General features: G+C 49.3%; 22 protein-coding genes and 1 tRNA gene. 8 read left to right on the forward strand and 15 right to left on the reverse strand.

Features of this window, described 5'->3' with window-relative positions:
- Positions 1 to 91 precede the first annotated feature (91 nt).
- The 5 genes from ilvB to H6F93_RS32775 form a co-directional block, all read right to left on the reverse strand.
- Complete coding sequence (ilvB, locus tag H6F93_RS32755) at positions 92 to 1,975, reverse strand: biosynthetic-type acetolactate synthase large subunit (RefSeq protein WP_524538057.1); 1,884 nt, start codon at positions 1,973 to 1,975, stop codon at positions 92 to 94.
- A 216-nt stretch (positions 1,976 to 2,191) separates the two neighbouring features.
- Complete coding sequence (locus H6F93_RS32760; protein ID WP_190690410.1) at positions 2,192 to 2,845, reverse strand: hypothetical protein; 654 nt, start codon at positions 2,843 to 2,845, stop codon at positions 2,192 to 2,194.
- A gap of 5 nt (positions 2,846 to 2,850) precedes the next feature.
- A complete protein-coding gene (locus H6F93_RS32765) occupies positions 2,851 to 4,317 on the reverse strand; it encodes a glycosyltransferase family 2 protein (protein ID WP_190690413.1) in 1,467 nt (488 codons plus the stop codon).
- Between the two features lie 154 nt (positions 4,318 to 4,471).
- On the reverse strand, positions 4,472 to 5,911 hold the full coding sequence (locus H6F93_RS32770) for an acyltransferase family protein (RefSeq protein WP_190690415.1): 1,440 nt from the start codon (positions 5,909 to 5,911) through the stop codon (positions 4,472 to 4,474).
- 630 nt (positions 5,912 to 6,541) lie between these two features.
- Positions 6,542 to 8,824 (reverse strand): RelA/SpoT family protein, encoded by a 2,283-nt coding sequence (locus H6F93_RS32775; RefSeq protein WP_190690417.1) that lies wholly within the window; start codon positions 8,822 to 8,824, stop codon positions 6,542 to 6,544.
- Positions 8,825 to 9,194: 370 nt separating this feature from the next.
- On the opposite strand from H6F93_RS32775, the gene patD reads away from it, so the two are divergent.
- From patD to H6F93_RS32790, 3 genes are all read left to right on the forward strand, one after another.
- Positions 9,195 to 9,557: a heterocyst frequency control protein PatD gene (gene patD / locus H6F93_RS32780; protein ID WP_190643446.1), complete on the forward strand. Its 363-nt coding sequence runs from the start codon at positions 9,195 to 9,197 to the stop codon at positions 9,555 to 9,557.
- Between the two features lie 50 nt (positions 9,558 to 9,607).
- Positions 9,608 to 10,162 carry a zf-TFIIB domain-containing protein gene (locus H6F93_RS32785; protein ID WP_190643445.1) on the forward strand — a complete coding sequence of 185 codons (555 nt, stop codon included), beginning with the start codon at positions 9,608 to 9,610 and terminating at the stop codon, positions 10,160 to 10,162.
- Positions 10,163 to 10,312: 150 nt separating this feature from the next.
- Positions 10,313 to 11,683, forward strand: a complete 1,371-nt coding sequence (locus H6F93_RS32790) for a GH1 family beta-glucosidase (protein ID WP_190690419.1) — start codon at positions 10,313 to 10,315, stop codon at positions 11,681 to 11,683.
- On the opposite strand, the gene cax is transcribed toward H6F93_RS32790, so the two are convergent.
- The 6 genes from cax to H6F93_RS32820 form a co-directional block, all read right to left on the reverse strand.
- Complete coding sequence (cax, locus tag H6F93_RS32795) at positions 11,680 to 12,774, reverse strand: calcium/proton exchanger (protein WP_190690421.1); 1,095 nt, start codon at positions 12,772 to 12,774, stop codon at positions 11,680 to 11,682. The genes H6F93_RS32790 and cax overlap by 4 nt on opposite strands.
- 180 nt (positions 12,775 to 12,954) lie before the next feature.
- The gene (gene rbp / locus H6F93_RS32800) at positions 12,955 to 13,278 is read right to left on the reverse strand and encodes an RNA-binding regulator (protein WP_190643442.1); all 324 of its coding nucleotides are present in this window, start codon (positions 13,276 to 13,278) and stop codon (positions 12,955 to 12,957) included.
- A gap of 283 nt (positions 13,279 to 13,561) precedes the next feature.
- A complete protein-coding gene (locus tag H6F93_RS32805) occupies positions 13,562 to 14,026 on the reverse strand; it encodes an ABA4-like family protein (protein WP_190690423.1) in 465 nt (154 codons plus the stop codon).
- A 71-nt stretch (positions 14,027 to 14,097) separates the two neighbouring features.
- A complete protein-coding gene (locus H6F93_RS32810) occupies positions 14,098 to 15,816 on the reverse strand; it encodes a diflavin flavoprotein (protein ID WP_190690424.1) in 1,719 nt (572 codons plus the stop codon).
- 281 nt (positions 15,817 to 16,097) lie between these two features.
- Positions 16,098 to 17,324: an AI-2E family transporter gene (locus tag H6F93_RS32815; RefSeq protein ID WP_190690427.1), complete on the reverse strand. Its 1,227-nt coding sequence runs from the start codon at positions 17,322 to 17,324 to the stop codon at positions 16,098 to 16,100.
- A 218-nt stretch (positions 17,325 to 17,542) separates the two neighbouring features.
- Positions 17,543 to 17,614, reverse strand: a tRNA-Gly gene (locus H6F93_RS32820).
- A gap of 217 nt (positions 17,615 to 17,831) precedes the next feature.
- On the opposite strand from H6F93_RS32820, the gene H6F93_RS32825 reads away from it, so the two are divergent.
- The 3 genes from H6F93_RS32825 to H6F93_RS32835 all read left to right on the forward strand — a co-directional run bounded on the left by H6F93_RS32825 (position 17,832) and on the right by H6F93_RS32835 (position 20,190).
- Positions 17,832 to 18,455 (forward strand): calcium-binding protein, encoded by a 624-nt coding sequence (locus H6F93_RS32825; RefSeq protein WP_190690430.1) that lies wholly within the window; start codon positions 17,832 to 17,834, stop codon positions 18,453 to 18,455.
- Positions 18,456 to 18,674: 219 nt separating this feature from the next.
- Entirely contained in the window at positions 18,675 to 19,208 is a 534-nt protein-coding gene (locus H6F93_RS32830) for a Dps family protein (protein WP_190643437.1), read from the forward strand.
- A 133-nt stretch (positions 19,209 to 19,341) separates the two neighbouring features.
- Positions 19,342 to 20,190, forward strand: a complete 849-nt coding sequence (locus H6F93_RS32835) for a FecR family protein (protein ID WP_190690433.1) — start codon at positions 19,342 to 19,344, stop codon at positions 20,188 to 20,190.
- 48 nt (positions 20,191 to 20,238) lie between these two features.
- On the opposite strand, the gene H6F93_RS32840 is transcribed toward H6F93_RS32835, so the two are convergent.
- The 4 genes from H6F93_RS32840 to H6F93_RS32855 form a co-directional block, all read right to left on the reverse strand.
- On the reverse strand, positions 20,239 to 20,595 hold the full coding sequence (locus H6F93_RS32840; protein ID WP_199314316.1) for an SPOR domain-containing protein: 357 nt from the start codon (positions 20,593 to 20,595) through the stop codon (positions 20,239 to 20,241).
- Between the two features lie 131 nt (positions 20,596 to 20,726).
- Positions 20,727 to 21,497, reverse strand: a complete 771-nt coding sequence (locus tag H6F93_RS32845; protein ID WP_190690438.1) for an MBL fold metallo-hydrolase — start codon at positions 21,495 to 21,497, stop codon at positions 20,727 to 20,729.
- 58 nt (positions 21,498 to 21,555) lie between these two features.
- Positions 21,556 to 22,212 carry a hypothetical protein gene (locus H6F93_RS32850; protein WP_190690441.1) on the reverse strand — a complete coding sequence of 219 codons (657 nt, stop codon included), beginning with the start codon at positions 22,210 to 22,212 and terminating at the stop codon, positions 21,556 to 21,558.
- Between the two features lie 14 nt (positions 22,213 to 22,226).
- A complete protein-coding gene (locus tag H6F93_RS32855) occupies positions 22,227 to 23,312 on the reverse strand; it encodes an ABC transporter substrate-binding protein (RefSeq protein ID WP_190690444.1) in 1,086 nt (361 codons plus the stop codon).
- A gap of 186 nt (positions 23,313 to 23,498) precedes the next feature.
- On the opposite strand from H6F93_RS32855, the gene H6F93_RS32860 reads away from it, so the two are divergent.
- Both H6F93_RS32860 and H6F93_RS32865 read left to right on the forward strand, forming a co-directional pair.
- The gene (locus tag H6F93_RS32860; protein WP_190690447.1) at positions 23,499 to 23,660 is read left to right on the forward strand and encodes a hypothetical protein; all 162 of its coding nucleotides are present in this window, start codon (positions 23,499 to 23,501) and stop codon (positions 23,658 to 23,660) included.
- Entirely contained in the window at positions 23,644 to 23,838 is a 195-nt protein-coding gene (locus H6F93_RS32865; RefSeq protein WP_190690451.1) for a hypothetical protein, read from the forward strand. The genes H6F93_RS32860 and H6F93_RS32865 overlap by 17 nt, the downstream gene beginning before the upstream one ends.
- The last annotated feature ends 52 nt before the right edge of the window (positions 23,839 to 23,890 follow it).

Below are 23,890 nucleotides of genomic sequence, written 5' to 3' on the forward strand. Positions count from 1 at the left end.
TTCAGCAAAATCTTGCCCACAAAATTAGAAGGGGTACCTCTAAGAGATACCCCGATTTGATGATTTAGTTTCGCGCTGAATCCAGTAGTTCCTAAATTTTGGTGCCGCACTTGGGGCAGAAGTTATGAGTCGCCGAGTTCTCGGTGCCACAGCTGCTACATGGGATCACGTTAGGCTGCTGCTTTGACTTAGGACGCTCTGGTAGACCAATCATTTGGGCATTGCTCTTGCCAGGGGCAACCATAGGGTAGCAGTTTTCATCTTTTTTGACGCGGATATCCATCAGCACAGGACCGTCGTGAGCCAGCATTTCGGCGATCGCCCCCTCCAACTGATCCCGCTCAGTCACAATCATGCCCTTGATCCCAAATGCTTGAGCCAGGATGACGAAATCTGGCATCCCAATTTCCATGTTGGAAGAAGAGTACCGTTCTCCGTAGAATGCTTGCTGCCACTGGCGCACCATCCCCTGCCAGCCGTTGTTAAGAATCACGGTCTTGACGTTGATCCCATACTGAGAAAGCGTTGCAAGCTCTTGTAAGTTCATTTGGAAGCTGGAGTCGCCGCTCACGCAGATCACCTGCTCATCAGGCAGTGCCACCTTTACACCCATTGCAGCGGGCATTCCAAAGCCCATCGTGCCCAGACCTGCACTAGAGATCCAGCGACGCGGTCCATTTTTGAGAAACTGCGCGGCCCACATTTGATGCTGTCCCACATCAGTCGTGTAGTAAGCATCAGGAGCTTGATGGTTGAGTTCGACAATAACTTCCTGAGGGGCAATGCTGTCTGGGTAGCTGGGCACCACTAGCGGATAGTCCTCTCGCCAGCGGTTTATCCGACCAAGCCATGCTTGCGTCAGGTTGGGATCAGCCGGAACGCCGTCTTCCAGGTCACGGCGCAGCAGATCGGTGAGCACCTGGCGCACGTCTCCCACAATCGGCACATCAGGAGTGCGATTTTTGCCCACTTCAGCGGGATCAATGTCAATGTGAATGACTTTGGCATGAGAAGCAAATTCATCAAGCTTGCCCGTGACGCGATCGTCAAATCGCGCCCCAACTGCGATCAGCAAATCACACTCACTTACCGCAAAGTTGGCGTAGGCTGTGCCGTGCATCCCCAACATGCCGACGGAGAGGGGATGGTTTTCGTCAAAGACACCTTTGCCCATCAGAGTTGTGGTAACGGGCAACTGAAAGCGTTCTGCTAAGGCATGAATTTCTGCATGGGCATCAGCAGCGATCGCTCCACCGCCCACATACAGTAGCGGCTGCTTTGCCTGCCGAAGCAGCTTCAACGCCTGACTCAGCTGACGCGGATTCCCCTTCACCGTAGGACGATAGCCGGGTAGCTTAACACTTCCGGGTTCCACAGGGGTGTAGTCAAATTCTTGCAGCCCAATGTCCTTTGGCACATCAATCAAAACTGGTCCTGGACGACCCGAACGGGCAATGTAAAACGCTTCTGCCACAATCCGCGCCATATCCTGGGGATCGCGCACCACATAGGAGTGCTTGACGATGGGCAGCGTAATGCCGTAGATATCTGTCTCCTGGAAAGCATCACTGCCAATCGCAGTACTGGGAACCTGCCCAGTCACAATCACCATTGGAATCGAGTCCATCTGTGCTGTCGCAATGCCTGTAACCAGGTTGGTCGCACCAGGACCAGAAGTGCCAAAGCAAACGCCAACTTGTCCAGTTGCCCGTGCGTAGCCGTCCGCCGCATGGGAGGCTCCCTGCTCATGTCTGACCAGAATGTGCTGAATGCCGCCAGCTGCCTCTGCTCGATAAAGCTCGTCATAAATTGGTAATATTGCGCCGCCGGGGTAGCCAAAAATGTGCTTTACCCCGTGACGCTTCAGGCTATCAATTAAAGCAAATGCGCCAGTTGCGCGAACTGCTGTCGGTTTAGGAAAGGGAATTGTGGATGCAGACGTAGTTTGAGCAGGTGCAGCAATTTGGGAACGCACAGGGAAAACCTCACGCATAGCTTAGATCTGTATCTAATGATGCACTAAATCGTTAATGATCCAGTCTAGTTCTGATACTAGCTCCTGTCGAGAGTTGTAGAGTTATCTCGCTCAATGTCGCTCAGAGTGCTACAACCTCCTGCAGGCTCGGGTTTTGACGTTTAAGCAAGGCTTGAACGGAGTGATGCAGTTTGTCAGTGTTTTTTGACTTAAAAATCAGCCCGTCAGTCTGGAATCAATTTGACGAGTTAGCAGGTCGATCAAAAATGCGGCAGCAGTGATAGGGGCTCGGCGGGGGCTGTTAGGAAACAGAGATGGCGATCGCTCCTCCCCTTTAAGCTGATACCCCCAAACGGTTTGGGGCGATCGCCATAGTTCTAGATGCGGTACGGGTGGGTCAGCATAAAAACTTTCTGCTGCCGCACCCAAAGGCGCTGAACTCCAGTGCGTAAAGAAATCGTGGCTCAGGCGGTATAGCGGAAATTCACCCCTCAGAGGTACACCCCAACCATCCACTGCAATAAATGCTTTCACCTGTCCACCTGATCGCTGCCAGGTTCGGGCTGCCCCAATTGCCCCGACGACTCCAGCACTAAAACTGAGAAAAACTAAAGAAGCATGAGAGGAACTCGGTAATAGATTCGTGGATAGATTTTGATCAGGCTGTTCTGAATTCTTGCAAGGTTTCCCTATCCACGCGTAGAGCGTTTCTAGAATGTGAAATGCGGAGTAGGGGGGATAGCGATCGGATGGAAAAATGAAGTAGTTCGTTAATTCTCTCAGAGGTGTCCGAGTGACATCTTCTAGACCTGCCAAAAAGCTCGCAGTTAGCTCTGGTGGATGAATTCCTGGACAAATAATTAGGCTCATAAAAGTCAGGAACTCGAACTCGAACTCGAAGCCAAAACTGGCTCTGGTTGGGGTGTGGGTTTGCGACTATGCTGCTTGCCTCTGGGAGTAATTAGCCAATTGTTGTTGCCATGTAGGTGATCGTATAGCCCCACCAGCGCGATCATGTTTTTGAAGGTGATATACGGGAAAAACAACAGCATGTGCTTGATGTAATAGGTCACTGGGTAGCGCACAAAAGCAATCTTTGCTGTTGCTAAAGTTTGATAAATTCCGCTAAACAGCGCCACAACTGTACTCAAAAATAGATACTGATTGTCAGAAGATTCAAATGATCCCTGATAAAGGAACAGACTTAGGACAATCGGAATAATTTGGATGGCAGTTATGGAATAAAGCTCACAAAAATAGAGTAAATAAGTCCAGTAAACCTTTTGCCACAGACTCAGCTTGGGCGATCGCCAGACTCGGCGCTGATATTTGAGGCTAACTTCTAACCATCCCTGTGCCCAGCGTTTGCGCTGAAACCAAAAAGATTGTCCATCAACAGGTGCAAGCTCCGTGGTGATGATGCTGCGGTCATGCAAAATGCGATAGCCGTTTAGCAAGGTTCGCAGTGAAGCATCAATGTCTTCAGTCAGCATCATTGGGTTAAAGCGGATCTGTTTTAACACCGAGGTGCGCCAGTAGCCGTTTGAGCCACCAAAAATGCTGGAGTCTGTCAAGAAAGATTTGGCAGGATGGCTAATCCCGTAGAGCGTCTCAAATTCTATCGCGACGTTTTCGGTCAGCAGGTTTTGACCGTGATTGCGAATAATGTTGCGTCCTTGAATGACGTCATAGCCCCGCTCAATCCAACGCCAGGCCCGAAAGAAGCAATCTGGAGCAGGATGATGGTCTGCATCCAACACACACGCAACTTCACCCGTAACAATATCTAATGCAGCATTGAGGTTTTCGGCTTTGGAGCGACTGCCCTCAACTCGCAACAAACGTAACTCCGGATAAGACTGAGCAAGACTGTGCAGGTCATCTTCCACAGGCAGGTCTATCGGCGTGTTGTAGGTGAGAATCACTTCTAACCCACCTTCAGGGCGCTGTACGTTGAGCAAGATGTGCCTGAGTGTATCCAGGATGATCGACTGCTCGTTAGGCAAATAGGCCGCAATTAAAAACGAGCAACGCGGCGTGGGACGCTTTGGCTCGGGGAGCCTGGAGCCACCCATCCCTAACAGGGATTTGGTGCGTTGGTGAAACTGACCTAATCCTGGCTTGGCGTTGTATTGGTCTGTGGCAAAGCGGCGAAATAGGGCGTTGGTGGTTTCTGCAATGATGATCAATGCACTAGCCATGTAGAAGGTGGCGATCGCCATGTGCAGGTTCATCAAATCCCATCCTCCTACTCGCAAACAGTAGTAAAAGATGGTGGGGACACCAATCAACACAACGTGGGTATAAATCAGCTTGTGTAGCTCGATTGTCCACTTCGTCACTTAGTTACCCTCCGGAGGTTTTTTAGATAAATCTTGAATCAACAGGTGTTTGATGGCTAGAGGAGGTGAAAAGAAAAGGTGAGGGAAGAAGGTGCCTAGTAAAGTCGGTTCAGGGACATAGAATGCGACAAAAAAATAATAGTGTGAGGAGTAACTAAGAGAGTGAGTTGTATTTGGAGCCATTACGACTGATTGAGGAGTCATTCAAGGAGGAGTGGGTGTCCGGTTCCAGGTCATCCTCGTTTAGCCACAAAATTCTTTGACCATCAGTAATCTGACAGAGAAAAACCTCCTTGTCGTCTAGCAGTCGCTCTATTTTTATCACGGTCCAGCCTGCTTCGTTCCGATAGCGGACGCGATCGCCAACCTGAGGCAACCAGGACCGAATTTGAATTTTGGGGGCGATCGTCAGCACATAGTCAAGATCACGCAGTATGCCCATGACCACTCGCTGAAGCAGCGGAGTCGCATGGTCTGCCACCATAGCCAAAAGTAGCGTTGCAACAATCATGGCTGGCAGCAGCAGCCAGTACAACACGCGGCTATCTTCAACCACCAGATTGATGGTTCGATCCAGCACAAAATCGTGGATCAGAAAGTAGCTGTAGCTGTGTGCCCCCAGCCAAAGCATCGTTGATTTAGCGAGGCGAATTTGTGCTAAAGCCTGAAATGCCACCATGCAGCAAAGGGTTAGACCAATCGGCAGCAGCAAATCAGCAAACACCCAGCCCAGGCGCGAAAACTGGCAGATGAAACCCATTACGTAAAACAGGATGCCAAATCCCAGCACCCATCGTGTCGGCCAAAACAGTGGCCCTTGCCCCGCGCGGTAAGCCCGTGCCACCACCATGCCTAGAACAAAGGTGCTGAGCTTAGCAATAAACGGTAGAAATGGCAGCCAATCTGTGGCTGTATCTAGAACAACATAAGTGGGATGTCCGTCAAATTTGTAAACTGCCAGTGCTCGATAGCCAAGCGTTAAAGCAAGGCTAATAATTAGCAAATTGCGAGATCCCCACCGCCGGAGCAGATGCCACAGGAAAGGGAAAATCAGGGCAAAACTGAGAATGAGAGGCACAAACCACCAGGGTCCACTGCTCTTTAGCAGCAGTTCGCCGGAGTACTCAAACAGCAGCGGAAAGCTAGCACCCGCGAAAACGTACCACAAGTCGGGTCTGTAGCTGTTTGTTGCGATTCCAATTGCCCATAGGAAGGGGTAAGACAACCAAGCAACTGTCCAAAGGGGCCAGAGAATCCGTAAAAGCCGATGCTGCAAAAAACTGCCGACTTCTAAGGGTTTCCCTTTTAAGGACAACACCAAACTAAATCCGCTGATTAAAATGAAGACATCAACAAACTGAAACCCAAACCAGGCTGGAAAGCTAAGAATATAAGTTAGCAAGTTGTGCCCCAAGCGATCGCTTGCTACCTCAATCAAGCGGAGATTCGCAGCTAAGCCCAATGGTTTTGGGGTAAATGCATAGTCTGTAAACAGAAGCTGAGCGTGATAAACCAGAAGCATCACTGCGGCAAAAATCCGAATTCCTTCTAGCCACGCTAACCGTTGTGATGATGAGCTTTTCACAGCAGCCATAGATCCTTACACCTCTTCAAGAAGGGCTTAAATTTGGCAGTACAAGCTGTCTGGAAAAACTTGCATTTCCAGACACCAAATGCGGCTACTTGCGCTAAAAGACCAAACTCGAAGCTAATTGGGTTAAACGGTTTGAACTAAATCAATCTGAATCCAGGATTTGAGACTAAAAGATACAAAATCTCAATGACAAGCTGGTTTCAAAACAGCCTTTTTGTGCAAACAAAAGGGCGACCCTACTTGGCTGAGAAAAACTCTCAGCATCTACTCACATATGCTTTTCTAGAAAATTGTCACGGTTCATAACGGGTCTTCTCGCTAATTCGTCACTTGTAACAAAAATACGTGTATATTACATCACTCCGAAGTTGTACATATTTCTTCATGTGTTGATGAAGAATAATTGAAGAATAATACCATTTTTCCTTTGGACTGCTAAATTTCCAGTCCGCGACCACTGAAAAGTATTGCTTATCACCCTTGGTAAAATTTTTGGGGACAAACAAATAGCAGTAGCAGGCGCAACCCCCTGCCAAAGCAAAGGGATTAGTTCAATTGCTTCTGCTATCAAACAGAGAGTGCTAGTGGAGCGCTTCGTCTCTACCAAATCTTGAAGCCTAACGACAGTCTCTAATCATCAACCTCACTGATGCGGCGCAGGTTGATGACATCGCTCATTTTGCGGATTTGAGTGAAGGTGCGATCGAGCTGCTGATGATCGCGAATGTCAATTCCCAAATCGATAATGGCGGTCTGCCCAGGAATGGTTTTAACTTGAGCACTGCGAACATTAATGTCGTGATCGGTGAGGCGAGACAAAATATCCTTTAGCACGCCCACTCGATCAATCACTTCAATCTGAATTTGCACCAGGTAGGTGTGGACGCGACTGCCATTTGTAACGGTTGAATTCCAGCTAACGGGAATGAGGCGATCGCCCGGAATGCTCTCCGTATTTTGGCAACCCTGCCGATGAATGGAGATGCCGCGACTGCTGAGGGTAACAACGCCAATAATAGACTCGCCTGGTACTGGATTGCAGCAGCGGGCCAGGTGATAAAGCAACCCTTCTACGCCAGTAATAGGGGAGTCAGATGGACGTGTGACTGGACGAGGGGCAGCGGTTGTACTGCTGGGCAATAAAACCATCTTGCCATCATCTACTTCAATCGCAGGCGCAATCGGCTGTTGGGCTTTAATGGCTTCTCTGATCCGGTTTACCACCAGATTGAGCGTCATTTCCCCGTAGCCCAGAGCAGCCAGCAGGTCTTCTACAGACTGGTAGTTACATCGCTCTGCCGCACTTTGCATCGGGTCAGATTTGAGCAAGGCCTCAAAGCCCTTTTTGCCTAGCTCTTTCTCTAACATCTCGCGGCCGCGCAGAATGTTTTCGTCACGGTGCGATCGCTTGTACCACTGACGAATTCGGTTTCGTGCCCCCGTCGTCACCGCAAAATTGAGCCAATCTAGACTGGGGCGAGAATTTTTCTGGGTAATGATTTCGACGATGTCGCCATTTTTCAATGGAGTGTCCAGGGTGACAATTCGACCGTTGACTCGTGCTCCAGCGCAGTGATTGCCAATCTCAGTGTGAATGCGATAGGCAAAGTCCACAGACGTTGCACCCCGACTCAGCGGCACCACATCTCCGTGGGGCGTAAACACATAAACATCATCGTCGAATAGATTGTCTTTAACGCTTTCCAGGTATTCCTGGGCATCTTTAAGGTCACTCTGCCAGTCCAGCAGTTGTCGTAGCCAGGTAAATTTTTCATCTTCAGCAGTCATTCTGGAACTGCTGCTGCCCGTCTCTTTGTATTTCCAGTGAGCTGCAATCCCGTATTCTGCAACGTGGTGCATTTCCAACGTGCGAATCTGCACCTCAACGGGTCTACCTGTGTTACCGATGACTACCGTGTGCAGCGATTGATAGCGGTTTGGTTTCGGCAACCCAATGTAGTCCTTAAACCGACCAGGAATGGGTCGAAATGCATCGTGGACAACGGCTAAGGCGCGGTAACATTCATCATTGTTTTCGACAATCATCCGGATTGCAGCAACATCATAAATGTCGTGGAACTCTTTCTGCTGCCGCTGCATCTTTTGGTAAATGCCGTAGAGATGCTTGGGGCGACCGCTGATGTCATGACAGTGAACCCCCAGTTCCTCAAGGCGATCGCGCAACAGTGCTGCAACTCGTTCTAACCGCGCTTCTCGATCGGCTCGCTTGTCGCTGACAAACTGCTGCATCTCGCGATAAGCTTCAGGCTCCAAATATTTAAACGCCAGATCCTCAAGTTCCCACTTAAACCGACCGATCCCCAATCGGTTTGCGAGAGGGGCAAAAATTTCTCGCGTCTCTAAAGCAATACGGCGGCGTTTGTCGTCCGGTAGGTGTTCGAGCGTCCGCATATTGTGCAAGCGGTCTGCCAGCTTAACGACAATGACACGAATGTCTTGTGCCATTGCCAGAAACATCCGGCGAAAATTTTCTGCCTGACGCTCTTTCTTACTGGAAAAGTTGAACTTTGAGAGCTTGGTCACGCCGTCTACCAAACGTCGCACTTCAACTCCAAATCGCTGCTCAATTTCTTCGGGGGTTACCTCTGTATCCTCTACCACGTCGTGCAAAAAGCCCGCCGCAATCATGACAGGACTGCCGCCTAAATCTCGCAACAGCCCTGCAACGGCGATCGGGTGGCAAATGTAAGGTTCACCAGAGGCACGATATTGACCTTCGTGAAGACTGTAACCAAATTCAAATGCCCGACAAATTAACCCCGCATCAGCCGGGGAGTCACTTGAATCACCACTACTGGAACTGGCACCGTCACTTCGCGTCCGCAGGCATTCTTGTAGCCAGCTGGGCAAATTCAAGCTGATAGGGAAGGGGGTAGTAGCCGTCACGTTCATGCTGTCACGCTTTAAGAGCTTGGAGGGCTCTGGAGTAGATGTTTGCTGATTCTACGGTATTTAATGTGATTTAGTATACAAACTGATGAAGCAGGTTTTAGTCCGCTTCAAATCTGGTGTGCTGCTGGAGAAGGCAGCTAGTAAAGTTAAAAAGTTTCTTCTAGAGAAAAACCTTGGCATCTAGCCAGGTCACGATGATAGAGAAGTTCTACCAGAACTATGCTGGAGTCTCGTGAAACTGCTGCTTGATTTTACAGTTCACCTTAAAATGCAAAACTTTGAAGTCCCTGTTCTACTAATATATACAAACTTCTTTACGTCTGAGCCTGATTCAGAAGTTCTAATTCAAATTAGACCTTAGAGGTGTTTTATGTTGTCGGGCTTGTCTTATCAACACTATCAACAGTTTCAAAATGCGCTGCGGCAGCTAAAGCTCACGGTAACTCGGTCAAACCCTGACCTTGCTTCGCTTCATGCCGACTTTTTGGAGGTGCAGCAAATGTTTCAATTGCGAATCATGGGGACAGATTTGGATCAAATTGATCCGGCGGTGGTGTCGCAGGTGCAGTCTTATCAGACAGAGATCAATAAGCAGATGCGGCTGTTAGGGATGGATGTGATGTTCTTGCAGGCAGCCCGTCAGCCTACTACAGCCCAGCAAAGACAAGCTCAAATGAGCGATCGCATTGTTACCCTGATCCGCTATTGCGATGCTCTGTTGGGGTCTGAGTAGTGCTAAAAATGTCATGATTTTGTGAAAAGAATTTGATTGGAGAAGTCGCTGTGCAGTGCCCTAAAGATAAGAAAGTAACCCTAACCGAGAGCCGCTTGTCCAGCGAACTGCCAGTGCAGTGTTGCCCCGACTGCAAGGGAACCTGGATTCCGGCTGAGGAATATCAGTCTTGGCAAAATCGCCAGCCCCGTTCAAATTCCTACCCAATGCCTAAAACGTTGGATGTCGATTATGTGCAGTCTCCGTTCGATACAAAAGCTGCTCTTTGCCCAGAATGCAACTGTTATTTGGCGCGGGCTAGAGTTGGGCTAAAAACTCCGTTTTATGTAGAGCGCTGCCCCAACTGTCATGGCATCTGGTGCGATCGCGGCGAGTGGGATGTTCTAGAGAAATTGGGGCTACACACCTCAATCGAGCAGCTTTTTTCTAGCGAATGGCAGGCACGGGTAAAAGAACGAGAATACGCTGCCCGCGAACGCCGTGCCACTGTCGAAAAATTGGGCGAAGATTTGGCTGAAAAAGTATTTGAACTAGCAGAATTACTGGAAAATCATCCTAACGGCGATTTTGGCGTAGCTTATTTGATGCGACGGTTTGATAAATAGGGGTTGGGGATTGGGGACTCGGGGTTGGAGTTAGGAATTAGAAATAGCGACAGATGCAGGAGTGACATCTGGCAAAATTAGAGGTGGCGAACTAACATGAGCCAGGATTCAGTCTTTCCTAACTCCTAATCCCTAACCCCCAAGCTCCTCATGCCCAGCTATCAATTTCCTGACTCCTTCCTTTGGGGATCTGCAACTGCCTCTTATCAGATTGAGGGCGCGGTCAAAGAAGATGGGCGCAAACCTGGTGTTTGGGATACGTTCAGTGCGAAATGGGGCCGAGTGATAGATCGGCAGACGGGGGCGATCGCCTGTGATCACTACCATCGCTATCCAGAGGATGTGAAGCTAATGGCAGACTTGGGGATCAAGCACTATCGCTTTAGCATAGCCTGGCCGCGAATCATCCCTGATGGGCGAGGGGCGGTGAACGAAGCAGGGGTGGACTTTTACAGACGGCTAGTAGACTGCCTGCGGGATCACGGAATTACCCCACACGCCACGTTGTTTCATTGGGATAGTCCTCAAGCATTGGAGGAGCGGTATGGCTCCTGGCGCAGTCGAGAGATGGCGCGAGATTACGCTGATTATGTGACGGCAGTGGTAACGCGACTGGGCGATCGCATCACTCACTGGATGACAATTAACGAAATTCCCTGCTTTACCCACATGGGCTACGGCACCAAGCAACCGCCCCACGCTCCTGGAACCGTCGTCAAAACTTGGAAGGAAGTTTGGCAAACGTCTCATCACGCACTGCTGGCACACGGGTTAGGCTGTCAGGCAATTCGGGCAGCTTCTCCAGTTGCCTGCTCGGTGGCGTTAGTGGATAATCCTGCTGTAACGGTGCCCATTGACGAATCGCCTTCTAACGTGGCTGCTGCTCAAAAAGCCTTTCCCACCTGCGGTCAAAACGGTGGAATCACTTTTCCGGCGCTGACGGGTGCCTACAGTCCCGCCATGCTAGAGCAGCTTGGGGATCAGGCTCCCGATATTCAGGATGGCGACTTGGCAACTATTCACCAACCGCTCGATGCTATCGGGTTAAACATTTACACCGGAACTTACGTCCGAGCGGCAGACAATCCGCAAGGGTACGAACTGCTCAGCTTTCCTAAAAGCTATCCTCGACTGCACATGCCCTGGCTGCATGTCGTGCCGGATGCGCTGTACTGGGGCATTCGCCATGTCAGCGAAACGCTGGGGCGGGCAGATTTGCCCGTGCTAATTACAGAAAACGGCTGTGCGGCTGAAGATGAGTTGACTCGCCAGGGAGAGGTGCTGGATTGCGATCGCATCCTCTACCTGCGCGAGTACCTCAAAGCCGTTCACCGAGCCGTCAGCGAAAACTATCCCATCCGAGGCTATTTTGTCTGGAGCCTGATGGACAACTTTGAGTGGGCATGGGGCTACAGCCGCCGCTTTGGAATTACCTACGTAGATTACAAAACCCAGGCTCGGATTCCTAAATCCAGCTTCAACTGGTACGCCGAGTGCATTCGGCAAAATCGAGTGGTTTAGCCAATGCCTTCAATAATGGGATGGAAGAAGAATGCAAGCCCCAGGATCGCGTAGGCAGCTAAGAGCAAAGTTCCTTCCAACCAGTTCGATCGCCCATCTGAGCTGATCGAGTTGGCAATCAGCACCGCGACCGCGACTGCAACTAACTCAAATGGATTGAAATCTAGATCCATCGGTTGTCCCATTGCCCAACCTGCCAGCACCAGCACAGGTGCAACAAATAGAGCAATTTGCAGGCTGGACCCGACTGCAACCGAAACAGACAAATCCATTTTGTTTTTGATTGCCACCGTTACGGCTGTCGCATGTTCAGCCGCATTGCCAATAATAGGTAGCACAATCACCCCCGTAAACAGTTCCGTTAGCCCTAAGCCAGAAGTGGCCTCTTCAAGCGAACCGACTAAAAACTCAGATTCGATCGCCACAAATACTGTAGCAACGAGCAATACCACCACCCAAAGCCACAAATTTGGCTTTTCTGCGTGTCCTGCCTCGCCTGCCTCAAATTCAGCTTCTCCGACATCACATAGATAGCTGTGAGTTTTCATCGAAAACAGCAGGGTCAACCCGTAAACCAAAATCAACACGATCGCCACTGCAACAGACAAACGTTGCTGCGTCACCTCATCAATCCCGCTAGAGGTGAAATTTACTGCCGTAGGCAGCAACATCGCAATCACCGCCAAATTCATGGACGACGCATTCACCCTAGCTACCACAGGCTGAAAGCTCTGCTCCTTAAACCGCAACCCACCCAACAGCATCGCAAGACCCATCACCAATAGCAGGTTGCCAATGATCGATCCGGTGATACTCGCTTTGACCACGTTCACCAGTCCGGCTCGCAACGCAACTAAAGCGATAATCAGTTCTGTCGCATTTCCAAAAGTCGCATTCAACAGTCCTCCCAGTGTAGAACCTGCAACCACAGCGATTTCCTCGGTTGCCGCACCCATCCAAGCTGCCAGTGGCAGAATGGCAATGCTTGCAGTCACAAACACTGCAACTGCCCCCCATTCCAAATAGTGAGCCACGATTGAAATCGGCACAAAAACCAACAGGACAGTGAAAATCAAGTTCTTTGTTGACATGCAAGTCTCTAACCTTTTGGAAATGAACGAAGAACTATCGCTTGGCTAAACAGAAACCGCTGTAAACCTCACGCAGTTAGCATTAGACCATATTACTTCGCAGAAAATTGCCGTCCTGGAAAAGACAAAAAAAAGGAAGGCTAAACCCTCCCTCTTTTCTGCCCTAACTTAAACGTGTGCTTAGAAGTTGCGAGAATAATTACCGCTCTTATTGCCCCAACCGCCGCCGCCGCCACCAGAGCGTCTATCGTTACTTCCTTCTTCGCGGGGTTTGGCTTTGTTGACGCGAAGGCTGCGTCCCATCCATTCAGCGCCGTCTAGCGCCTCGATCGCTGCATCTTCTTCTGCCTCAGCAGACATTTCGACGAATCCAAAGCCACGAGGACGGCCTGTTTCGCGATCGGTAGGTAGGTGTACTCGTTGAACGGTACCATACTCCGCAAAAACAGTACTCAGATCATCCTGAGTAACATCGTAGGAAAGGTTACCTACATAAATTGACATGGAATATCTCCAGAACTTGAGAAAAAGGGTGTAGAGAGAACTTGATCCGGAGAGTAGCCTGTCATACTGAAAGCCAACACTGCAACCGAATTCATACTCGGCTAGTAGTCTAACACAACCGATTCAATCGGCAAGGTTTCAAAGTTTTGGATTGATTAATATCGCAGTCCTAAGTTAGTTGTGAAGTGAGTGGTTCATGAGAGGCAAACTCCCCAGGAATGCGCCTCCCAGGACCCGTTTAGGATTACCATTTTTTCCTAAAAGGCCGTTTTGCAAAGCTATGTTAAGTTGCTGGGTCGGGACTGGTTTCGTCAGCTGTAGTGGCTTTAGAAGAGAGAAATTGACTAATCCAGTAAGTGACGATATGAGAGAGCAGACCTAGAGGTCCTGCAAACAAGCAAAGAATGAGAGAGTGAACCGTCCAAACGCCTGTCCGCTGACCTTCCCCGTAAATCCAGCGACCTACAAATAGATCCATCACTAGAAAATGAACCCAACCTGTTGCAGCAACCTGTTCACTCGAAAATAGGCGGGCAATGTCAGCCAGTTGAGGGTTAGAGAAATCTTGAGCAGTCTCAGGAGTAATGCTGCCTGCGAACAAGTAAACATATAAGCTAGCCAGCACCACAAATGGCAGAAAAGACTGCATTACTTTGCGAGTTACACCCCAGTTGGGTAATAGGATCATCAGCGCCCAAAAGGGCAGGACAAAAAAGTTGGCGACGTTAAAGAGGAGGTCGAGAGACATAAGGGAGAAATGAGGAACGAATAGTAGGTGGGAAGTAGTAGGGAAGACCTTGCTTTTACCGATCACCTACCTTAATAGTGAGTGCCTGTTTTGCGATGATGGATAGCGGTTTTAGCTTCGGGGTCTAGCACTTTACCGCGATCGACCGTGGCGTAAACGACCCAGTGGTCACCACATTCCATTCGTCCACTCACGGAGCATTCTAGATAGGCAGAAGCCTGATTGAGAATCGGTGAGCCATTTGGTGCTGTATCTGTATCTACGTCAACGAAGCGATCTTCTGCTGGGGCAAAGGGTTTGAGGAAATGCTTCATTAAACCCAGGTGCTTCCCTTCTGCCAAGATGTTGAGGACAAAGGAAGTGCCAGGATACATTAAGGATTCGATCGCCCGCTCTTTTGCAACTGCAATCGTAAGTCCGGGTGGGTTAAACGTAGCTTGAGAAACCCAGGAAGCTAGCATGGCACTGGCAACATCGCCTTGTTTAGTGGTGACGATGCAAAGCGAACCAACAATGCGCCCAACAGCTTGTTCTAAAGTGGTGGCGGGTTGGCGCGGCTCTCGTACTTTTTTCGCTTTTTTGAGAGCCTGAGCGAAGTCTGTACCAGCTTCTTCGCAGTATTTTAGGGTTACGTCGGTGGGTGTGAACTTAACGCGAATGGGGTCAAAGCCAAACCGAAAACCAGCATCTTTTAGCTTCCCTTCGAGCAGATCGATCGCCTCCCCACTCCAGCCAAAGGAGCCAAATACGCCCGCCAATTTGTCTTGTGGCACGGTGGAGAGAATCATGCCCAGAGCGGTTTGGATTTGGGTTGGGGCATGTCCGCCCAGCGTTGGAGAGCCGATCGCAAAACCATTGCACTTTTCCAGGGCAGTCTGAATTTCGGTAGGTTCGGCCGCTTCACAGTTGATTGATTCGACGGCAACTCCAGCTTTGGTGATGCCACGGGCGATCGCCTGAGCAATGGTTGCGGTGTTGCCATAGGCAGAGGCATACAGCAAGGCAACAGATAGATCTTGAGCCTTTTGCTGCTGGCTCCAGTTTTGGTAAGCGTGCGTCAACTCGGTGAATCCATAACGCACCAACGGACCATGACCCGGCGCGTAAAATTTGACCGTGAAGGGGGCAATTTTTTCCAGTGCCGTGGTGACCTGACGAGCATTGGGAGCCATCAGACAGTCATAGTAATAGCGACGGTCTTCGCTCAATACAGACCAGCCTTCGTCAAACACCTGATCGCCACAGACATGCGCTCCAAAGAACTTATCTGTATATAAAATTTGGGTCTTGCTGTCGTAGGTACAAAGGCTGTCGGGATAGCGCGGACTGGGGGTAGGAATGAAGCTCAACTGGTGTCCTTTGCCCAAATCAAGGACTTCGTCAAGTGTTCCGCGCATGATGCTAATGGTAAGCGGCACGTCTGGCAATGCAGAACGGAGGGCGATCGCCCCTGGATTTGAGCAAACACAAGTAATCTGAGGTGCCAGTTCTAAAAGCACCTTCAGCGTTGCCGCTCGGTTAGGGTTGACGTGCCCCAAAATGACGTAATTTATCTGCCTGGGGTCAACGTGGCGCTGTAGCGCGGTCAAATAGATTTCAGTGAATGATTCACCGGGTGGGTCAACAACCGCAATCTGGTCTGCCGCAATCAAAAAAGAGTTGGCGGTCGTGCCTCGCTCCAAAGCATACTCAATCTCGAACCGGAGTCGATTCCAACTGCGCGATCGCAAAATCGTCGTATCCAGAGCGATCGGCAAAACCTGCACATCCCTCGGCTTTGACTCTGACATAAACACCTCATCAGCTAAGCAGTTGAAACCACAGCAGCACTGGTGGCAAGATTCATTCCTCCTCACTTTATCGTCAAATGGAGATATCGATGGGGGATGGTTGATTTGCAATACTTTCAGCTCTCAGAAGCATTGCAAATCAAAAGCGAATGTTTCCTCTAAGGGCGTAGCATTCGGCAGGTCAACCCCGGAACAGACCAAAAATTTCTGCCCGAATGTCACGCTTCGACAAAGCCCTAGGTTACACCAGACTCCTCAAACATGCTCTAAAACTAAGCTTTTCAGCCAGAAATTTCTGACTCTTGCTGGCTAACTTCTGGGATTTGAAGTTGCCTTGTATCTCCGTTTGTCTCTTCTCTAGAAGGGTCAATTTCAGGTAAAGGATGTTCTGCTACCGGATGGGTATGATCGTCTCGATGAGTCACAGTGCGAACTGCAATCAGGAATTCTTTGAGCAACACTGCAATAGGAACGGCGACGACAACGCCCAGCAATCCTCCAATCCTGGCTCCAGCAAGAATGGCAATGAAGACCCAGAACGGATTTAAGCCTGTAACAGTGCCTAATACTCTAGGGGCAATAAAGTTCTCAACAATTTGCTGCACAATCAGCGCAGCTGCCAAAAGTTGAAATGCCAGTCCAATATTTTGCAACGCGACGAGTAGTGTTACTAGCACAATCCCAACGGTGCCGCCGAATGGCACCAGTGCCATCAGCCCAATCGTCAAGCCAAACAGCAACCCAAAAGGAACCTTGAGCAGCAAAAATGCTGAGGTGAGTCCCAACCCCATGCAGGTCGCTGAGATGATTTGCCCAAAGAAATAGTTTTGAAAGCTGAGCCTTAACGTTCGAGAAAAGGGTTGCTGAAGGCGGGCGGGCAACCAGCCAATTAAACTGCTCCAGATGGCATGGCTGTTTTGCAGCAGGTAAAATGTCAAAACTACTGTCAGTAGAATGTCTAGCAGCCTGACTACGGTAAACACAGTCAGGTTTAGCGCCAGGTTCAGCGTTTGTCCGGCAACACCCTGCAATTCCCCTGTGAGTCGAGCATTAAGCTGAGCCGCCAACCCATCCAGGCTGATCGGTAAGCCTAATACGCTGATACGCTCGTCTAGCATGACGAGTTGCCGTCGCCCAGAGTCAATCCATTCGGGTAATCGTGCGACTAGCTGTTGAGCTTGCGTAAAGGCAAGCGGCACCAACGTCACGCCTAGTGCCAGCACAATTAGAATCGCCACTAAAAAAACCAGAATCGCTGCCTGTCCTCGCTTGATTCTGCCCTTTTCTAACCAGCGAACTGGGTAGTTCAGCAAAAAGGCAGACAGAGCCGCTGTCAGCAGGACGATGAACAGAGAGCGAAAATAGCCAAAAATTTCAGAAAACGCCCAGGCATTCAGCACAGTCAAAGGTGCGGCTAAGGCGATCGCCAATAGCCGTGAGAGTGGGGTTAGTGCTTCCCACCACCTGACCAATCTGCTTTTGGGTGTGGATGATCTAGAACCAACCATGAAATCTGATCTTGGAGTATCCTATTGGTTATTATGCGGGACTCCAGTACCAGATGCGTGTGTCTGAAGAGGAATACCAATTTTCAACTGCCTCCAAACTGCAAACTCAGTCTGAAGAAGCTAGCGTCCTCAAGGTTCCCTCTTCCCTGAACTTCAGGTTGGAGAGCTTGACCTCAGCAAGAACCGCTAGAAATAGCCAGGAAAATGGGTTTAAAGGAAGCGGGTGATGGGACTCGAACCCACGACATTTAGCTTGGGAAGCTAACGTTCTACCACTGAACTACACCCGCGATTTAAAGCACTTTCAACGAGAATTTGTGCTTATCAAGAATAGCATCTGTGTGATGCTATTCAATTACTAAACGGCTGTCTGTAAATAGCTGTCTGAATGCCGTAAACAACTGTAACAAGACTACCCGGTGAGGTTAGCCAGAGGGGTGAAGTAGAAGGGGGAGCGATCGCCATAAAGTAGAGGAAAGATCACCCCTTATACACAGGTGTATTGATATGGCATTCGGCATTGGCATTGACGACGTTTTTGGTGGCGTTGGCGATTTGATCGATTTAGTTGATCTCGACGACCTGATCGATAACATCAACGACATTGATCTGGATGACTTAGGCAATCTGTTTGATGACTTGAGCGGCGACATTGGTGACGTATTTGACGACCTGATTGACGACATTGACAATGCCGTCAACGGCAACAACGGCAACAATCGCATTCGAGGCAACCGTCGAGACAACCTCCTGGCTGGGCTCAACGGCAACGACACCTTGCTCGGTCTGGGTGGCGATGATTTGCTTTTGGGTGGTGCGGGCAACGATCGCCTGGAAGGTGGTACAGGGGATGATGTTTTGCTGGGTGGCAGCGGCAGTGACACCTACGTGGGCGGCAGAGGCAGCGAAGTTTTTGTCTTAGAAATTGGCAGAGGGCGAGATTTGATCACAGATTACAAAGACGGAACAGACAAAATTGCTCTGCTCAGTGATTTAGAATTTAGCGACCTCAAGATTAGCCAAAGAGGAAGCAATACCTTAATCAATAAAGGCAGTGATCTGCTTGCAGTTATTCAAGGAGTAAGAGCCAGTACCATTACTGCAAACGATTTCACAAACTTCACCGTATAGCAGAATGTGTAGCAGCTTTTGGAGCAATATAAAGCAAAGCGTGGGATTGAGGCTGTTTCCTGGAATGCATGCTGAGTCAGGTTTTTGGCGATCGCTCCGCCTATCTAATTCCACTTGTCTATGCCATTCAGCCTACTACAATCCCTCATTTGGTTGATGCCTCTCTTGGAGTAGTTTGGTGAGCTAGTAAATGGAGTCGATTTGAAAATACCTAAAGCAATGCGTAAGTTAAACATAGGTCTCACTGACGAACAGCGCCAGGGCGTAATTACCCTGCTCAACCGGGATTTGGCAGATGCTTACCTGCTGCTAATCAAAACAAAGAAATATCATTGGGATGTTGTTGGTCCTCAGTTTCGCTCTCTGCATCAGTTGTTAGAAGAGCACTATGAAACATTGACTGAGACCATTGATGCGGTCGCCGAACGTGCCCGCGCTTTGGGTGGCTACCCCATCGGTACGGCAAGAGAATTCTTGGAATACACTTCGATTAATGAGCATGTAGGTGACCTGCCTACAGCTACGGAAATGGTAGCTCGCCTGATGGAAAACCACGAGCAAATCATTCGCAACCTGCGTGGACACATCGATCAGTGTTCTGAAGAGTTCCATGATGAAGGAACCGCTGACTTCCTCACCGGATTGATGGAAGGACATGAGCAAATGGCTTGGATGCTGCGTTCCTTTATTGAAGGCGAATCAATTCAGCCTTCTGGCGATCGCGTTGGTACAGAAACCGTCGGCATGAAGTAAGGCAGTCTCTTAGCGTAACTACCTCCTCCTAATTCAATCTTCTTAACACAGTAGCTTAGCAGCCCTTAACTGGGCTGCTTTTTTGATCCGGTTAATTGTAGACTGCGGAAGGATACAAGGGTTGATGCGATCAATGAAAAAATATTGGCTGCCCTTAGGTTGGCTGCCCTTAGGTTTGCTGCTAGCACTAAGCTTCCCTGATGCAGCAAGACAGGTAGACGCCCAGTCTCTCCAGGTTCGGGTAGATCGCTGGCTAGAGGTGCGCGAAGCGACAGGGACAGTCACTTATCAACAGGGGCAAAATTCCCGCAACGCCAGGGTGGGCACGAGGTTACAAGCCGTAGGTGAAACAATCCGCACGGGACAGGGAGCAAATGCCGTATTAGCGGTAGATACAGGGATTGGGTTCGTCAACGTTTCGGAAAACACGACCTTGCGGGTGCAAAGCCTGGAAGCGACAAACAGCGGCGGTCGAATTACGCAACTTCAGGTTTTAGGTGGGCAAGCCCGTTTACAAGTGCGGCGATTGACTAATCCTGACTCCAGATTAGAAATTCAAACACCTGCAGGCGTGAGTGGTGTTCGGGGAACTGATTTTGGCGTGAGTGTTCAACCCGACGGTAAAACGGGGGTGGTGACCTTAGAGGGAGGGGTCGTTGCTTCTGCTCAAGGAGAGTCAGTTGCTGTGAATGCAGGGTTTCAAAGTCTGGTCATTCCAGGTGAACCGCCTTCGCCTGCGGTGCCCTTGAGAGATGATCCAGGTTTAGATTTGCGCCAGCTTACCGCAGAACCAAACCGAACTGCCCGCATTGCCGGTCAGGTTGACCCGGTAAATTTAGTGCAAATTGAGAATGAACCGTTGGTGCTCGATCGCCAGGGCAATTTTGATGTAACCGTTCCTCTACCTGCCAACAGAAGCATTGAGGCTGTCGTCACAACTCCGCTGGGCAAACAGCAAGTTTATCAATTGTTGATTCCCTAACACAGAGCATTTCAATCGCAGATCATGAATGTGTAGACCCTGCGTAGCTCAAAAGTAAGCGACTCGTGCGTCTAGTCCTCGCGATCGCAGTACTCGCGATAGGTTTTCTGCACTAGAACGATTGGGAAATGCCCCTGCCTGGACATAGTCCCCTAATCGTGAATCTGCCAGAAATGCATCAGGCACACACTGCCGCACCACATTCAGGGTGTTGTCTCGGCGTGCAGGCACAACCACTACATACCGAGAGGTAGGCGATCGCCCCAACACAATTACATTTCCCTGCTGTGTCGTGTTAAAGCTACTGCTTGTTGCACAAACCGACTCGGCAGTTTGAGCCTGCACAGTTGCTGTGAACGGCCCAGGCAAACAGCTGAGTGCAGCGATCGCAAGCAATCTATGCAAAGTTTTATGGATCATAGACCAGAGGCAGAGTAAGTGCGTTCTACCTTTATACCAATTCCAAAAATTAGGGCTACAGATGGAAGGGCACCCCGCGGAGCGGGGTGCCCTTCCATCTGTTTAAAGAAACGCCCTTATAAACGCTGCTCCACAGGACAGCCAGGTTTACGTTTAGCCTCTATATACTCTGCCATGATTTGCTGATAGCGCGATCGCCCAAAAATGCTGTAGTGACCTGGATAAACAGTGTCAACCGGAAGTTTTTGCAGTCGCTCATAGGTCTGGATGTAAGTCGGAATGTCGCTGCAGTGGAGTTGGTCTAACAATTCGCCGTCATAAACCACATCACCTGAAAACAGATCTTGAGACTTAGCGTTGTACAACCCAATACAGCCTGGTGAATGTCCTGGCAAATGCAGCACCTCAAAGGCGCGATCGCCCAGATCCAGCACATCCCCCTCTTTCAAAACCTGAGTTGGCTCAGCCGCATGAAGCGTGTATTGAGTCACGGTGAAATCAGCATGGGGCAGTTGCTCAAAGTGTTCTTCTAACACCCAGCCTTGCTCAGCAGTACAAAGCGCTTCGTGGTCATCTCCCGTTTCCAGGGCTTTTGCCTCTGCTGCATGAATGGCCCGGTGGTCAAACTCATGCATTCCACCTGCGTGATCAAAGTGAATGTGAGAGGCGATCGCCAACAACGGCTTATCGATCAGCGAAGCAATGTGCTGACGCAAGCTAGAAACGCCAAGCCCCGTATCAATTAGCAAGTCCTGCTTCTGACCTTTGATCAGCCACAAATTGGCTCGATTCCACCAGTAATAGTGAGGCTCGCTGATCAGATAGAGCCAGTCATTAATCTTTTCGGTAGCAAACCAGCTTTCACAGACAGGTTTTAAGGTTGACACAATAATTTTTCGAGGTGTAAAGGATGTTTAAAAAAACAGTGAGAAGTCAAGCTTGTACTCAAGCCTTTAGCACTATGTAATCAACCCGCTCCAGATGCGACTTTTCAAGGAGAATTTTCTTGCCCCAGGGCGCAGTGGCAGCTATTGTCAGAATGACACGCTGACCGCCATCTAGGTAAGTCATAGGGTTTAAATCGAGAATGTAAATACCTTGTTCTCGCAGGAAGGAATCTGTGAAGTCATATTTGTCCCTATCTTCAGTCTCAATATCTTCAATTGTCAGCGATCGCAATTGAGACTGAAATGTGTTGCCGTTCTCATCAAAAAGCAGGATTTCTAAGAGCTTACCGTTTTGAAAAAACTGATATCCAAGGCGCTCGCTGCTATCACTTACTTGATAGTACATTGCACAAGTTTGCAGAGAATCAGAAAGCGCTTGAGCATCCTGCTCATTACATCTGTCGATCCAACCTAAATTATGAATTAGTGTCCAATCGTTTCCTCGCAATTGAAGAATCAGCAAGCCTCTATGCCTGATATCCACGTTGTCTGCGTAGACATCACGCTTCCAGAAAATTACTTTCTTCTCCTGGTTGAGGAATTGTGCAACTGCCTCAACTGATGCTCGAACAAGAACTACAGAATAGATTCGATCTATAGACCCAATTCCGCGCCATTGTTCTACAGGTTGATTTTCCGGTTCCTCAAATAGCACAATCTCTTTCGTTTCTAGCTGCTGGTTTGAAGTGCTTGTACATATTTTGGCTCAAGCCGCGCCTCCAGATCCGCAGGAGCCTCCGGAATTTGTTCTTGTGTGACCAAAAACTCACCTAAAGACTGTAAGTGTTTTGCTAAGTAGATGTCGCTATCAGGGTTGCTCAGCATTTCAATATTCTTTTCTAAACTGGTCAGGTCAACCCCTTTTAGCTCAGTTCCAACGTCTTCTGGCGCTAGCTCTAGGCGATCGCCCACAATCGCATACGCTTCGTCAGGATTGGTTTTCAAGAACTCGATGCCTTTGAAAATGCCGCTTACAAAAGCCTCACCCGCAGTCGGATTTTCTTCCAAAAATTGAGGACTAAAGATGTACACATCCAAAATGGCGGCTGGCATCTTAGAGGTGTCATAAATAATTCGTCCATCCGACTGAGCATCATTGGCTTGCTTTAAGAAGGGAGAATAGGTCACGGCAATATCAATTTGACCTGCCTGATAAGCCGCCGCTGCTGCATCGGGCGTGACATTCAAAATCGTCACATCATCAGCGGTCAAACCCGCTTCTTCTAACACTTGAAGCAAGAAAAAGTGACTGACCGCACCTATTTCAACTGCAATTTCTTTCCCCTTAAACGCAGCAATATCGGCAATGCTATTGCGGGCTAGAATTCCATCTCCCCCTAGTGAAGAGTCTGCAACTTGGATAATGCGATAATCCTGTCCTTTTGCCGCTAATGCTACTGCTTCGGAGGTGACGTTGTTTTGCCCCTGAATTTGGTTTGAGGCAAACGCCGCATCTGCTTCTGCGCTGGCACTAAACACGTTGTAGGTAAGATCTAAGCCACCTTCTTCAAAAAAGCCTTTTTCCAAGGCTACATACAGGGGCGAGTAGCCAATCCAGAGCGTGCTGCCTGTAGAAGCCGCAACGGGTTCTGCTGGTGCGCTGGCAGTGTCTGTTGCTTCAGAAGACGCTTCTGAGGTCGTTGGTGTAGACTGGGCGCAAGCATGAAGGGTCATCCCTCCGGCAAAGCCACCCATCAGATACATCGCTTGACGACGACTAAGACGACGAGTAAAAATCTGTGGCTTTTGTCCCATTCTTGCTACGCTCCTCTCTTGAGTGCCTGAATCACACCTGGGATGTGTCCGAAGCAGTGATAGGGACTAATTAAGCTGATTCTGTCGAGAGAAAATGTTAGGGAAACTACAGTTTGCCGTCTGAATATTACGGTTGTCATAGAATCAGGTTTGATAGCATGAGCATAATTCTGTATTCATGCTCCAATGTCAATTGCCATTACTGAAGCTATTACAACAATTGCCGAGGCGGAACGACGATTTAAACTGTTGCGGACAGAAGATGAGGCATTCTTCTTAGAATGGCAGACCCGTTGTCCAAACCTTTCAAACCCTGAGCAGACGGGAATAAATGAGTTACGACGATGATATTTGTATCAGCGGTCTGAGGAGCATTTATTTAGAGAGAACAGTCACATTGCTGTTAGCATCTCCGCTACTGACCCTTGCAGGCTTTTATGACCCGTTTACCTCAAGCCAGGAACTCTATGCAGCTTTGCAGATTTTGAAGCGGATTGGGCAGGTGATTGGGGAAGCAGGAAGGTAGGGGCGATCGCTCATACTCTAAAATCTAATCCGGATCAATACCTTGCAATCGC

Origin of the sequence: Leptolyngbya sp. FACHB-671 (genome assembly GCF_014695745.1) — a bacterium.
In the GTDB taxonomy this organism is placed as follows: domain Bacteria; phylum Cyanobacteriota; class Cyanobacteriia; order Elainellales; family Elainellaceae; genus JAAUTN01.

Bases quoted from the DNA above. Each gene is read 5' to 3' on its own strand.
- H6F93_RS32760 (WP_190690410.1), bottom strand. From the start codon at position 2,845: ATGAGCCTAATTATTTGTCCAGGAATTCATCCACCAGAGCTAACTGCG.
- H6F93_RS32770 (WP_190690415.1), bottom strand. From the start codon at position 5,911: ATGGCTGCTGTGAAAAGCTCATCATCACAACGGTTAGCGTGGCTAGAA.
- H6F93_RS32775 (WP_190690417.1), bottom strand. From the start codon at position 8,824: ATGAACGTGACGGCTACTACCCCCTTCCCTATCAGCTTGAATTTGCCC.
- patD (WP_190643446.1), top strand. From the start codon at position 9,195: ATGTTGTCGGGCTTGTCTTATCAACACTATCAACAGTTTCAAAATGCG.
- H6F93_RS32790 (WP_190690419.1), top strand. From the start codon at position 10,313: ATGCCCAGCTATCAATTTCCTGACTCCTTCCTTTGGGGATCTGCAACT.
- cax (WP_190690421.1), bottom strand. From the start codon at position 12,774: ATGTCAACAAAGAACTTGATTTTCACTGTCCTGTTGGTTTTTGTGCCG.
- rbp (WP_190643442.1), bottom strand. From the start codon at position 13,278: ATGTCAATTTATGTAGGTAACCTTTCCTACGATGTTACTCAGGATGAT.
- H6F93_RS32805 (WP_190690423.1), bottom strand. From the start codon at position 14,026: ATGTCTCTCGACCTCCTCTTTAACGTCGCCAACTTTTTTGTCCTGCCC.
- H6F93_RS32810 (WP_190690424.1), bottom strand. From the start codon at position 15,816: ATGTCAGAGTCAAAGCCGAGGGATGTGCAGGTTTTGCCGATCGCTCTG.
- H6F93_RS32815 (WP_190690427.1), bottom strand. From the start codon at position 17,324: ATGGTTGGTTCTAGATCATCCACACCCAAAAGCAGATTGGTCAGGTGG.
- H6F93_RS32825 (WP_190690430.1), top strand. From the start codon at position 17,832: ATGGCATTCGGCATTGGCATTGACGACGTTTTTGGTGGCGTTGGCGAT.
- H6F93_RS32830 (WP_190643437.1), top strand. From the start codon at position 18,675: ATGCGTAAGTTAAACATAGGTCTCACTGACGAACAGCGCCAGGGCGTA.
- H6F93_RS32835 (WP_190690433.1), top strand. From the start codon at position 19,342: ATGAAAAAATATTGGCTGCCCTTAGGTTGGCTGCCCTTAGGTTTGCTG.
- H6F93_RS32855 (WP_190690444.1), bottom strand. From the start codon at position 23,312: ATGGGACAAAAGCCACAGATTTTTACTCGTCGTCTTAGTCGTCGTCAA.
- H6F93_RS32860 (WP_190690447.1), top strand. From the start codon at position 23,499: ATGTCAATTGCCATTACTGAAGCTATTACAACAATTGCCGAGGCGGAA.
- H6F93_RS32865 (WP_190690451.1), top strand. From the start codon at position 23,644: ATGAGTTACGACGATGATATTTGTATCAGCGGTCTGAGGAGCATTTAT.